Origin of the sequence: Brassicibacter mesophilus, assembly GCF_050433385.1 — a bacterium.
GTDB lineage: Bacteria > Bacillota > Clostridia > Tissierellales > Proteiniboraceae > Brassicibacter > Brassicibacter mesophilus.
This window is the reverse complement of the sequence record NZ_JBNPXI010000004.1, coordinates 144,283-156,933: the sequence shown is the minus strand read 5'-3', so window position 1 is coordinate 156,933 and position 12,651 is coordinate 144,283. Positions and strand designations below refer to the sequence as shown.

The 12,651-nt window shown below is 32.7% G+C and carries 13 protein-coding genes; all 13 read right to left on the bottom strand.

Translation table 11 applies throughout. The features are described 5' to 3' along the window. Nucleotides 1-36 precede the first annotated feature (36 nt). Nucleotides 37-1,638: a putative ABC transporter permease subunit gene (locus tag HNR33_RS07380; protein ID WP_429081802.1), complete on the bottom strand. Its 1,602-nt coding sequence runs from the start codon at nucleotides 1,636-1,638 to the stop codon at nucleotides 37-39. After that, nucleotides 1,631-2,344: an ABC transporter ATP-binding protein gene (locus HNR33_RS07375; protein WP_429081799.1), complete on the bottom strand. Its 714-nt coding sequence runs from the start codon at nucleotides 2,342-2,344 to the stop codon at nucleotides 1,631-1,633. Before HNR33_RS07375 ends, HNR33_RS07380 begins: the two co-directional genes overlap by 8 nt. Beyond that, on the bottom strand, nucleotides 2,338-2,586 hold the full coding sequence (locus HNR33_RS07370; protein WP_429081797.1) for a hypothetical protein: 249 nt from the start codon (nucleotides 2,584-2,586) through the stop codon (nucleotides 2,338-2,340). The genes HNR33_RS07375 and HNR33_RS07370 overlap by 7 nt, the downstream gene beginning before the upstream one ends. Continuing rightward, nucleotides 2,583-2,891: a DUF5345 family protein gene (locus HNR33_RS07365; protein WP_429081795.1), complete on the bottom strand. Its 309-nt coding sequence runs from the start codon at nucleotides 2,889-2,891 to the stop codon at nucleotides 2,583-2,585. The genes HNR33_RS07370 and HNR33_RS07365 overlap by 4 nt, the downstream gene beginning before the upstream one ends. Next, nucleotides 2,884-3,414 carry a sigma-70 family RNA polymerase sigma factor gene (locus HNR33_RS07360; protein WP_429081793.1) on the bottom strand — a complete coding sequence of 177 codons (531 nt, stop codon included), beginning with the start codon at nucleotides 3,412-3,414 and terminating at the stop codon, nucleotides 2,884-2,886. The genes HNR33_RS07365 and HNR33_RS07360 overlap by 8 nt, the downstream gene beginning before the upstream one ends. A 225-nt stretch (nucleotides 3,415-3,639) precedes the next feature. After that, nucleotides 3,640-4,542 (bottom strand): ROK family protein, encoded by a 903-nt coding sequence (locus HNR33_RS07355; protein ID WP_429081791.1) that lies wholly within the window; start codon nucleotides 4,540-4,542, stop codon nucleotides 3,640-3,642. After that, a complete protein-coding gene (locus HNR33_RS07350) occupies nucleotides 4,542-5,900 on the bottom strand; it encodes an FAD-dependent oxidoreductase (RefSeq protein ID WP_429081788.1) in 1,359 nt (452 codons plus the stop codon). Before HNR33_RS07350 ends, HNR33_RS07355 begins: the two co-directional genes overlap by 1 nt. A 21-nt stretch (nucleotides 5,901-5,921) precedes the next feature. Then, nucleotides 5,922-6,620, bottom strand: coding sequence for a beta/alpha barrel domain-containing protein (locus HNR33_RS07345; protein WP_429081785.1), 699 nt, complete (start codon nucleotides 6,618-6,620; stop codon nucleotides 5,922-5,924). Nucleotides 6,621-6,638: 18 nt separating this feature from the next. Continuing rightward, nucleotides 6,639-7,310 (bottom strand): hypothetical protein, encoded by a 672-nt coding sequence (locus HNR33_RS07340; RefSeq protein ID WP_429081782.1) that lies wholly within the window; start codon nucleotides 7,308-7,310, stop codon nucleotides 6,639-6,641. A gap of 17 nt (nucleotides 7,311-7,327) precedes the next feature. After that, nucleotides 7,328-9,481 (bottom strand): hydantoinase/oxoprolinase family protein, encoded by a 2,154-nt coding sequence (locus tag HNR33_RS07335; RefSeq protein WP_429081781.1) that lies wholly within the window; start codon nucleotides 9,479-9,481, stop codon nucleotides 7,328-7,330. A 75-nt stretch (nucleotides 9,482-9,556) separates the two neighbouring features. Then, entirely contained in the window at nucleotides 9,557-10,819 is a 1,263-nt protein-coding gene (locus HNR33_RS07330; RefSeq protein WP_429081779.1) for a hypothetical protein, read from the bottom strand. Nucleotides 10,820-10,885: 66 nt separating this feature from the next. Continuing rightward, entirely contained in the window at nucleotides 10,886-12,097 is a 1,212-nt protein-coding gene (locus HNR33_RS07325) for an ROK family transcriptional regulator (protein ID WP_429081777.1), read from the bottom strand. 202 nt (nucleotides 12,098-12,299) lie between these two features. After that, a partial coding sequence (locus HNR33_RS07320; protein WP_429081774.1) for a hypothetical protein occupies nucleotides 12,300-12,651 on the bottom strand: 352 nt, incomplete at its 5' end.

Genomic DNA, 12,651 nt, shown 5'->3' with positions numbered 1-12,651 from the left:
ACATGAGGTTTCTTTACTGCTTAATTAACTGAAAAATTAATGTATTTGTCTCCATGATTTTATTCCCACCATCTTGATTGTAAGCCATAATAATAAATTAATTATAGTTAAACATATTATTAATAAAATCTGAAACAAATTAAAACTTACAGGCTTTATTAAAATATATATCAAAATAGGAATAAGCACCATCACAGCTCCTGCTAGCATTGCAACAATGACACTTGCACTTTGTTTTACAACTACCATATGAGATTTCCATTCAAGCTTTGGAAGATATAGATTTATTATTATTCCTGCTAGTGAGATATAAAATGCATATAGAGTAGTTGTAAATAAAAATGCTATATAAGATATTAATGTCATTTTAAGTGATACTGCCAAAATCACAGTATTTATAAAGAGAATTGGTAATATAATTGTTAAATTTACGAATATTTTACTTTTTATTATATCTATGGGGTTTATCGGTAGTGATTTTACTATCCAAAGATTCTTCCCTTCTAGTGATATCGATGGCGCAGTTGTACAAGTTAAACATACACATAATGATATAACTGCAGTAGCTACAGGCACTATAAACTCATTTACCATCGGAAACTCCAGCATTTGAGCCATATTTTCTCCTCCAAATATAGCTATTCCTATAGTAACAATAGTCATCATTACAGAACCCATAGAAGTATTTAGAACATATATATAGGATGAAAAATAGAAATTTATTTCCTTTTTATAAAGTGCTTGTAATACAGATGATACCTTAAGTGATGTCATCTTATAACTGGCTGCCTTATATCTTTCATTCATTTTGGAATTAATAGTTTTAAAACTCCTAGAAAATAATAAAACAAGCAGTATAAATGGTAGTACAGATATTAAAATAAATATTAGCAAAGATACTGTATTGAGATTCTCCAGAGCATGAACAAAAAATCTTGTAGGAAAATACAACTGTGCCATATCACCAATTAATATGGCAGAATTTTGTACACGTTCAGCAGATACGTTGTTCATAAAATAAGAACCTACCATTAAAGCTAGAATTAAAAGAAAAGAACCAATTATCATAACAATATTTGTTGATCTGAACTTTGTAGATATCTTTCCCAAAGCAAGAGACAATAAAGCTCCAACAGACATTGGAATAAGACTTACAAAAACCATGGCTATGAAAGCAAATGCATAGTATACAATCCCGCTTGATGACTTTATTCCATAAGCTAACAATGAGGGTACTCCAATTATAACACATATAATTAAATTGGTTCCATACAATAATGACAGTTTACTTACTAGTACCTCAGATGTTTTAACCGGCAGCGACATAAGCAAATCATAATCTTTAAAGGAATATAAATATCCTGAAGCTTTGTAAACACTCATGAGTAATGATACTGCGCTTATGTTAATTAGAGTGATGGAAAGTATGATATTTAAAGCATTAAGCTTTAACAGATAATCTGATATCATAAAGAAATAAGCAAGCATTCCTGAAAATACTGTTGAAAATGCCAATAAAATTATTATTCCAATAAATATCATCTTTGTTTTTTCAGTTTTTGAAGGCTCTTTAAAAAGTCTATTTAAGCTAAATGAATTTAGAACACTAGCCTTAATGAGCAACTTAGCACTATTCATTATCAGTTACCTCCAAAAATAGTTCTTCTAGTGAGCTATCACCCTTAACTGCTTGAGTTTCTCCACTAGCAATTAGCTTTCCAGCTTTAATTATAGCTATTTTATTGCATAGTTTTTCTGCAACCTCTAAAACATGAGTTGAAAAAAATATTGCACTACCATTTTGACACATATCTTTCATATATTCTTTTAAAATATGTGCTGCTTTAGGATCTAATCCTACAAATGGTTCATCCAGAATCAGAAGCTTTGGCTCATGTATTAAAGCAGAAATAATCACAAGCTTTTGCTTCATACCATGAGAGTATGACGATATCAAGTCTCCAAGATGTTTGGTAAGCTCAAATGAATTCGAATACCTTTCTATCTCTCTTTCTCGAATTGTTTTGGAAACACCATATATATCTGCTATAAAGTTTAAATATTGTATACCAGTCATATTCTCATATAAATCTGGATTATCTGGAATATACGCCATTTTCCTTTTGCACTCAATAGGATTGTCCTTTATAGACATTCCGTCAATAAATATATCGCCATAATTAAAGTCCAGTATCCCTGTAATACATTTAATTGTTGTTGTCTTTCCAGCACCATTATGACCTATAAATCCATATATATCCCCTTTGTCAATACTCAAACTAAGGTTATCTACTGCTTTTTTGCCTTCCTTATAGGTTTTTGAAAAGTTCTTTATTTTTAACATTCTTTGTTACCCCTTTCTTTCCCTTTTTGTTTATTCTTTCTTACAACAAAAAAGTAATAAAATATTAGTGGAGTCGGAAATTGAAGTAACCCCCAAAAGCCCCAAAACCATGGAAAAATTCCACGTTTTTGTGCATCTCTAAAAATCCATAAAGCTTGACCAAACAATATTAAAGCTAATAAAGGCAAAGTAATCGTCCAAAACCATGAAGGGTAGTTATTTAACGAATGCATATTTGTCATTGAAGCTTTGCCTCCTTTGATATCATTCTCATTATAATAAGTCCTCCAACAGGTATTACAAAAGATAAAATCTGTATAATAATAAAGGCTGAATAGAACAATTTATACACTGAAAATAAAATAGCGATAACGGCTGCTGCTATGGCACAAAATATTGATATTTGCTTGCTTTGCTTTTTTGCTATTTTAAGCTGTTCATCTGATACAAAGTCAACAAACCACATTAAATCTGGACCTTTTATATCTGTATTATCAATTACTTTTATTGCTTCCGATATTTGTTTTTCTATATTGTTATCATTCATAAGAATGCAGCTCCTTTCTCATCGCTTTTATTCCATTTGAAATCCTTGACTTGACAGTTCCTATAGGAATTTTTAAGTAATTTGCAATTTCCTCATAAGATAAGTCAAATCCATATTTTAGAATTATAGGTGCCTTAAGCTTAGGTGAAAGCTTGTTAATTGAGAAAACAACTTCATTTTTCTGCAGGAAGTCATCTAAAGAAGTAGATAATATTTCAATACGCGAGTTTTCAAGCTTATACTTTTCAAAACGCTTTTGTTTCCTTATACGATCTATTAGTATATTTTTAGCTATTGCAATCAACCACGTAGCAAATGAAGATTTCTCGATGTTGTATGTGTTTATTTTTTCGATTGCTTTTACCATGGTGTCCTGAGTAATGTCTTGGGCTTCAAAATCATTCAGCGTTATTTTAAGTAGATATTTGTATACAGTTGAATAATTTTCATGAAGCAACTGTGCCAAGGCATATCTATTCCCACTTTGAGCATCTTTTATTATTTCAATTGTCTTTTCGTTCAACTGCATCACCTCTTAAAAAGAGTTTACATCTGTTATACGTTTTACTATATTGTTTTGTTCAATTCATTTATACAAAAACCTTGTTTACTTTTTACTTTCTTCCTTTTATAATTTAATCCCTAGTTTATATACAAAAAAACCTCCTGACTTTATTTTGCCAAAAGGTTTTTTCTGAATTCATATTTTGTATTATAAACTTTACTGTGATCCATGTAATCAATAAATTTACTCATTCAATTGAAGTGCGAGCTTTGCTGCGCCATACATACCTGCATCATTTGACAGATTTGCTGGAATAATGGAAAAGTAGGTTTTGCTGTTTAGTCTTTTCCTAAACTGTTCTTCTACACTATCTAACCAATACTCTTTAGACCCTATTACGCCCCCTCCTATCACTACTACTTCAGGATCAAACAGGTTTTTAAGGCTTACTAGATAAATGGCAAAGTTATTAATAAAATCATTTACAATAGATTTGCATTTTTCATCACCATTATGAGCTTTCTCAAATATTTCTTTACCAATTAAGCTTTCTTTATATTTTTCTTTATATAGTCTTTCTATAGCAGTTCCTGATAAATATTGTTCTGCACATCCATTTTGTCCGCAGTTGCATTTTATACCATTAGGATATAGTATCATATGCCCAAGCTCTCCAGCCTGCCAGTTTTGACCTCTTATTATCCCTGACTTTTCTGTGTAAAATGCTCCTCCTACTCCTGTCCCAAGAGTAATCATTATAAAGCTGTTAAAGTCCTTTGCAGAACCAAGCCATCCTTCTCCTATAGCTGCTACGTTTGCATCGTTATCTACTATAACTGGAATAGAAAACACATTCTCAATTTCTTCTTTAATATTAGTTCCACCCCAATTAGCTATAGTTTCACCTGAAAATGTTACAGTTCCAGTATCTACGTTAATAAACCCTGGGGTTCCTATGCCTACAGCATCTATGTGAAACTTTGCTGTTAATTCTCCTATAGCCTTTTTCAATTTATTTAATATATGGTCTCTTCCTTTGTTTCTTTCAGTATCTAACCTTATCCTATCAATAATGATACCTTCTTCATCTATTACTCCAATATTTATCTTTGTTCCTCCGATATCTATTCCAATAGCTTTTTTCATTAATTTAGCACCTGCCCAGTTTTTATCAATATATCCTTTAATTCGTCATAAGGAAGCTCTCTGAATACTGTGTTTTTCTCTAACGACAGCACAGCGGCTATACCTGCTGCTTGACCTAGTGCCATACAAATAGGAGAAACTCTTGTAGATGCAAATGCTTCATGTGTAGCCGAAATAGTTCTTCCAGTGACTATTAGGTTGTTTATCTTTTTAGGAACAAGACATCTATAAGGTATTCCATAGTATGTTCCCCATTTCATCTCTTTTATCTCGAGACTTTTTCCTTCTGGGTCATGTATATCTATCGGCCATGAGCCTAGTGCTATAGTATCATCAAATAACTTTCCTTCTACAACATCAAATTCATTTATTGTATGATCTCCTACTATCCTTCTAGACTCTCTAACTCCTATCTGATTTCCTGACTCCATAAGTATAGCATCCTCAAATCCAGGTATAAACTTTTTGAAGAAACTCATTATTTCAAACACTTGCCTTCTGCCCTCGATAGTAGCATCACTTAAATCAAAATCTCTAACAGATATCTTATCTATAATCCTAGACATATTTACTGCTATTTCTCCTCTTCTGTTAAGCTCAAAAAATAATACTCTATCTCTATTTAATGTCAGAACTCTCTCTTTCTGTGCTTCTGATACTTGCTTAAAAAATCCTGATACAGCTATTCTCTTTGCTTCTCCTAGTGAGCCAAGCTTAGAATGAACTACAAATTCTTCAGGATTTGCATCTGCATATTTTACTACTTTATTTATATCTACATTTCCTACCTTAAACATCATAGACATGGGCTGACATTTCCCATCCTTATCTCTTCCTACTGTCATTGGAACTCCAGAGAGATATGCTAAATCCCCATCTCCAGTAGCATCTATATATCTATTTGCTTTTATCTTATACAATCCTGACCGTGTCTTTACCACTATTGACAATATATTGTCTTTTTCTATTTCTGCACCTATAAGCTCTGTATGGTACAAAATCTGAACATCTTCCTCTAGTAGAAACTCCTGTGCAGCATATTTATATATTTCTGTATCAACTGGTGTTATGCTTGCTCCTACTCCTAGGGGATCGATTGTGTGTCCAATGGTACCACCTAGTTCTGATATTTTATCTATAAGCTGCTGTGCATACCCATTTATTATCTGTTTGTCTCCTGCATGAAAACTCATCAGTGGGACTACCAAACTCATAGTTGCACATCCGCCCAAGTATCCGTTTCTTTCTATTAACATTACTTTTTTTCCTTCTCTACTCGCCGCCTTCGCAGCTATTAGACCTGAAGGACCTCCGCCTATTACTGCTATTTCTGTAGTTAAAAGCTGTTGTACCTTCATAGCTACCTCCATATATTTACTCTATTTCAAACTGTCTATTGCATTTCTAAACTCTTTGGTTTTTTCATATAATATATCTGCTTCTTTTCCTGTAACCACTGCACCTATCATTATAGCATTTAATCCCATTTTTGTTAATACAGAAACCTGCTCTGGTGTTATCTTTCTTTGTGTAGGTATCACTATAGGTTTCTTCGTAGCGTTTCTAATTGATTGATACTTCAATATTTCTCTCACTGTAAGTGGGTCTCCATATGTCTCAGGGTCCATGATAGAACATTCTAGTACATCTATTGGCAGTGAGTCGTATGCCTTCACCCAATCTATATCATATTCATTTGTAATGGCTACCATTTTGTATATATTATCTGTATGCAGAACTAATGGGTTCATATGTTTATCATAAAGTGATACAAAGCTAAATCCAGCTTCTATTGCCTTTTCAATCTCAGTCATAGGTATATCATCACTTCCACCTGCAACTATACCTATGGGAAGTTTGTTTTCATTGCATAGTGAAATTATTTCTGCTAATGTCTTCATTTCTTCGTCTAATGAACCAAAGCTATTGCCACTAGCTCTATGTGCTACGTTTATATGAACTTTTAATGCATCTGCACCACCATTAATTGCTGCTTTAGCTAGCTCTACATTGTTTTTAGGCAAACTAACAATAAGTGTAATTTTCTCATTATTTAACATTTTCAAATAATCCCTCATATTAAATTCTCCTTTTTGTTATAAATAGTCAGATATTTCTTTGTGAAGCTCCTTTAAAAACCCATCAAGCCTTTCATAAGTTATCTGCGATGATGCTAATAGATATATATAATCTAGCCATTTAGGATGCACCTGTAGTCCAACAATCTCTTTACAAAACATATGTGCAGCTATTTCCCTTGTTTTTAAAATAGTTGATTCTCTTTTTTTCCCAAATAGTCTGAATAATTTTACCTTCTTCATCTTAAGATTTGTTAGACCTAACTCTTCATTTTCTAAAAAATGAAATAATTCATGTGCAATATGTATGTCAATTATCTTATCTTGGGTAATGGAAAGCCCCATTTTGACACCTTCAAACTGCTCACACATCTCGTCTATTGAGTTTCTGTAAATGTTTAGTGTTTTTTCATGATGAATATATTCTGCTCTTATTTTAACTAGCTTTACCTTAGGAGCTTTATCGACTATATTTACTGTGATATCTTTTTCTTTGCATATGTCTATCAAGCTGTTATCTGGATATTTACTTTTAATTTCCTTTGCAGCAATTTTCCCTACATTCATAGGATCTATAATGTATTTCTTCATATCCTTTTTAGGTATTTTTGAAAACACATTATCCTCTTTTAGCTCAGCGTATGACATTATCTGATCAGTAGCCAAGCTATTTAATGCTTTTATATCCAACTCTTCTCACCTCTTATCTAACGAACTATAAGTATTACTAGCTCATCATCCTTTGAAAGCTCACTAAACTCCATTTCTGCTATTGAAAGTATCTGATCTTTTTGACCTAGTCCTGATAAATCAATTATTCTATGACCATAAACGACATATGCTTGAGGAAGCTCAGCACCTGCATCTCCATATATTGTATTCTCTTCTATAAAGTTATCTAAATCTGACATTATCCTAGACCCATTTGTAATTTTAACTGTTCCCCAGTTTTTCTGAAGTCTTATAACTCCTTCATTATCTAATAGTCTTATTGGTGTTTCTTTTTTCTTCATAAGACCAAATAGCTTCTTTTTATAAACTAACCCTCTAAAAACATTGAAATTTCCTGTTTTACATAAAAGGTCTGTATCATCATTAGTACAGTTCATAGACTTAGCTGCTGTCTCTATAAGCGCTTTGGCTGATAGCTCTTTATTTAGTAAATCTTTTGTTCTAAGCTCTGTGGCTCCAGTTGCTATTGCTCTAACAATATTTTTCTTTTTATCTATTTCTATAGTTATCTCTACAGTTTCAGGCTGAGCTCCTGAGCTTACTGCTTGGTTAAATACTTCTTTTCTTATAGCTTTTATATCTTCGTTTGTAGGGTTAGCTATAGTTCTCTCTACTACATCTCTTATCATGGCAAGAGCTACTCCTATGGTTGAGATATACGGTGCATTCTTAGCTATCTTATGCCTATAGCCTGTCATCTTTGCTAGGTAAGGAACTACTACTGCACCACTTCCTCCACCACCTACTAAGCTTATGATTGATTCTGTTAGTTCATAGTCTTTTACCATTTCATCTACTACTTTTTTAACTTTTTTTATAGCTATCTCCATTACTTGATGTACTGTTTCTTCTAATGTAATATTCAATTCCTTTGCTAATGCTTCAAACGCTTTTTTTGCTTCTGCTATATTTCCTCTAGCATAGTCACCCTCCGGTATCATACCCGCAATATTTGCTGCTCCTGCTAGAGTTAGAGAATAACTATTTCCTTGTTCTGTTTCTATAATTGCATATTTTTTTTCATCTCCAGCTTTAGGACTTATATATTTTAGTTTTGGATTTTTTATCTCTCCGTCTTTTGAAAATACCTCGTATCCGAGTCCTGCTATGTGAGCACTTCTAGGACCTACGTCAACAATCTTGCCATTATCCACCTTAATCATGCTTCCCCCGGCTATTCCTATTGTTCTTACATCTAAGGAATTTAAGTAGGTTTTGTGACCTCCAATCTCAGCATACTTTACCATTACTCTACCGTTTTTAATAACTGAAATATCCGTACTCGTTCCTCCTACTTCGAAGAAAATACCATCTGATATTTTCTCGTACATAAGAGCTCCTGCTACTCCTGCTGCTGGGCCTGAAAGCATAGTGAGTATAGGTCTTTTCCTAACTTCATCTATTGTCATAACTCCACCATCACACCTCATTATCATTAGTGGAGTTTTAATTCCCGATCTCTTAACACTATCCTCTGTCATGTTTGCTGTTTCCATCATTTTAGGTATTATACTGGCATTTATTACTGCTGTTCTTGTTCTAGTCTTTAATCCGTATAGCTTTGATATTTCATGTGTTGCTGTCCCATACAATCCTTTGTTTCTTACAATTTCTAAAACTTTTTCTTCATTTTCTGGATTATCTACACTATATGATTCTGCTGCTACTATTGCAGGAATATTCTTATTCTTGAATTCTTCTATGTTCTTTTCTATCTCAGATGTATTACCATCTAACTCTTTTGAATCTATAAAAAAGTGTTCAGTTTCTAGAAATTTACCTTGTGCTAGTTCTATATTTCCTACTTGTGTTTCTGTTTTACTCTTCATAGCATCTAGTCCCGTTCCCATTGCTACTATTCCTATCTTTGAAACGTCTCCTTCTAACAGAGCATTGGTCGCTTGAGTAGTACCATGGGCAATGAAAGTGACATCTTCTGGATCTATGTTGTACTCTTGAATGATTTTTTGTATTATGTCAACTATTCCTTTTGCTACTCCTTCCTCTGTATCATGAGTCGTAGGAATTTTCTTTGTGGCTATGACTTCGTATGTGCTATTATCAACTACTGCAGCATCTGTAAACGTTCCTCCTACATCTATACCTATTCGATATTTTCTACTGCCCATTTATTTTCCTCCTTTATCAGTTTATGTATTATACATAAAAGCAGGGATTAGCCTGCTTTTACGTAGATTACATTTTTACCATATAAATAGGGTTGTATATATTAGACATACTACAGCTACACCAAATACATATGGGAATGTTTTCTTTAACAATGCTGATGTGTCTATTTCTAAAAAGTTTGCTGCCCATACATTGTGTGTATTTGTTGGATCTGCAACGTCTTGTACTGCACTTAACGCCAATAGTGCTGCTGTTATTGTCATTGGACTTAATGTTCCTGCTGCAAGCATTAATCCTGCTATACCGCTTCCTAACCCCCATAGGTTGAGTGGTCCACGATATAGTGCAAGTGGTGATAGTATTGCAAAGAATAATATGTATGTTATTTTTGATGATGGTACCACAGCTGTTATTATTGGCTGCATAATAGCTGCAGTTGTTTCGTTCATTACTGCGAGTAAAACCATTCCGATTCCTATCATCAATGCAATTGCTGGAGCTACATCCTTTATTCCCTCTATTAAGCTGCTCGATAATATATTAACTATATCTTTTGGTTTTGTCGTAATTATTCCATATAATGCACCTGACAATATTGCTGGTATTACATGAACCTTCCATACAAATACTAATAATATTGGTATAAGAGGTGTGATAAGTGCGTAAACTGGAACATTCTTCTTATCCGAATCTACCATATTTGAATTTGGCATTGCCCAAGCTGTTCTAGTTCTACCTTTTCTTACATTTACTAAGATAAATACTGTTGTTGCTACTGCTGTTATTGCTCCATATACTAATGCAAATACCTTAAGCTCTTGAACAGGTATTCCTAGTACATCACTATAGAATGCATAGTTATACATGTTAAATAGTATGCCTATTTTAAAAGCTATCAGCATTATTGACCCTGCTGCTATTCCATCTATTCCTACTGATATCATTATAGGAAGCACTATTGTTCCTACCATGATAAATGCTCCTAACCCACCTATTGATGTAAACACAAATGCTACAGCTGCAGCTATTACTAATGCTACTATTACTGGGCTGTCACCAGCTAGCTCTGCTGCTCTTTTTATTATTGAGTTTGCTATGCCTGTTCTATTGATTACTTGTGATAGCATACCCCCAAACATTGCTGCTGCCATTGCACTTGAAAGTCTTACTGCGCCATCTCCTATTATCTTTGTTAGTATATCGTTTGCAGGTATTCTAGCTATTATTGCGATTAATATTGCCATTACAGGGAGTGCTATTATTGCAGGAAGTTTTCTACTCATCATGCCTACTGCACATAAAACAAATACTAAAAGAATTAATATACCTTGTAACATTTAATTTGCTCCTCCTTTTTTTGATAATGAATAATGGATTACTATTGCTGTCCTCCTTTCAACATTTTAAATATCAAGTATTTTTTTATTTATATATTTGATTCCAAAATAAATTGAGCCGTATAGCTGAGCCATCTCATCTATTTCTGAAAGTCTGATATCAATTGGAATAATAGAAATAGCTTCAAGATAGCTTCTTATTTGTTCAAATAGCTCTGTCCCAAGCTCTATAAACATCCCTCCTAGTAAAACTACATCTGGGTTCAGTATAGTTGCTGTATTGTGTATACTTATAGTGAAGTATCTAGATACTAGCCCTAGCACTTCTATAGCAACTTCATCTTTTAGCTCTATAGCTTCTTTTAAAAGCCTTATGGTCATATTTGAAAAATCATCTTTTGTCTTTTGTTTGATGTATCCACCTTTTTCTGAAGACAACTCAAATGCATATTTTAATATATTTCTGTTAGAAACTATATTTTCTAAATAGCTTTTTTTACAATTTCCTGACAGAAGACATTTTTCATCAAGAAGCATGTATCCTATTTCACCGGCACCAAAGCGGCTACCTTCATATAGCTTTCCATCGATAATTATCCCTGATCCTACACCCGTTTTTTCTGGACTTATATAAACTATGTTGTTATATGACGCTTCTGGAAGCTTCCAATACTCTCCTATTGCCTTTGAGTTAATATCATTCTTTATTTGGATATCAATATTGTAATTGGTTAACATATAGTCTTTAATAAGCTCTCCCTGTAACTGAGGAAATATATTTGAAACTTTAACTATATTGTCATCAACAATACCTGGTAAAGATATTACTATGCACTTTACTGTCGATAGTAAAATTTGTGTATTATCAAAGATAATTTTTATGCTATTATCTATTTCTGATAGAATTGTTCCTTTGTCTAGTCCAGAAAAATCTTTCTCAATTTTATACTCAAAAATAATATCTCCTTTTAAGTTAGATATAGCAGAAGTTAGCTTATCTTCTTTTAATGCCAGAGCAATAATATAGCAATAATCATAGTTGTACTCTAATACTATTGGCTTTCTTCCACCACTAGACTCTCCGATTCCCGTTTCTAGTATTATTCCTTTTTCTAATAAAAGCTCTATGTTCTTAGATATACTAGGAGCGCTGAGCCCCAATTGCTTTGAAAGCTCTGCTCTTGATATAGAGCCACATTGTTTTATTTTTTCTAGTATAAGTGCTTGATTTTTGTATTTTAAAGAAATACTATTTAATCCTTTATCCATTTTTGTCATAGTATCTTCCTTTCACTTAGGTAATTATTATACATACTTAATTAAGTTAATTAAGTATGTTGATTTTATTATATATAAGTTTTTTTACTTTTGCAATAATATTTTGAAAACATTTTCATAAGATTTTAACCATTAAAACTAAAGAACTGATAAGCTGTTGATATGCCTATCAGTTCTTTAGAATATATTATATGAAATTTTACTATCTAACTGCTTTAAGTTCACTAATTTCCGACCAATTTTTAGCAGTTACTTGTTCTACTATATTAATATCTTTCTTGATTTTATTTATATCTTTCTTTATGGCTTTTATATCACCTTCTATATACTCTATCTTTTCTATTGAATTTGATTGTAGTTGTAGCTTCTCTTCAATTCCTCTCAACAATGCTCCATGCTCTTCTTTTATCCCCTCTACATCTATTTTTAATGAATCAAGCCTTTTGACCATACCTTTTGTCTCTGTTTCTAATGAATTTAGCCTTTCACTCATACCCTTTGTCTCTGTTTCTAATGAATTTAGCCTTTCACTCATGCCCTTTGTCTCTGTTTTC

Bases quoted from the DNA above. Each gene is read 5' to 3' on its own strand.
- HNR33_RS07380 (WP_429081802.1), bottom strand. From the start codon at position 1,638: ATGAATAGTGCTAAGTTGCTCATTAAGGCTAGTGTTCTAAATTCATTT.
- HNR33_RS07375 (WP_429081799.1), bottom strand. From the start codon at position 2,344: ATGTTAAAAATAAAGAACTTTTCAAAAACCTATAAGGAAGGCAAAAAA.
- HNR33_RS07370 (WP_429081797.1), bottom strand. From the start codon at position 2,586: ATGACAAATATGCATTCGTTAAATAACTACCCTTCATGGTTTTGGACG.
- HNR33_RS07365 (WP_429081795.1), bottom strand. From the start codon at position 2,891: ATGAATGATAACAATATAGAAAAACAAATATCGGAAGCAATAAAAGTA.
- HNR33_RS07355 (WP_429081791.1), bottom strand. From the start codon at position 4,542: ATGAAAAAAGCTATTGGAATAGATATCGGAGGAACAAAGATAAATATT.
- HNR33_RS07350 (WP_429081788.1), bottom strand. From the start codon at position 5,900: ATGAAGGTACAACAGCTTTTAACTACAGAAATAGCAGTAATAGGCGGA.
- HNR33_RS07345 (WP_429081785.1), bottom strand. From the start codon at position 6,620: ATGAGGGATTATTTGAAAATGTTAAATAATGAGAAAATTACACTTATT.
- HNR33_RS07335 (WP_429081781.1), bottom strand. From the start codon at position 9,481: ATGGGCAGTAGAAAATATCGAATAGGTATAGATGTAGGAGGAACGTTT.
- HNR33_RS07330 (WP_429081779.1), bottom strand. From the start codon at position 10,819: ATGTTACAAGGTATATTAATTCTTTTAGTATTTGTTTTATGTGCAGTA.
- HNR33_RS07325 (WP_429081777.1), bottom strand. From the start codon at position 12,097: ATGACAAAAATGGATAAAGGATTAAATAGTATTTCTTTAAAATACAAA.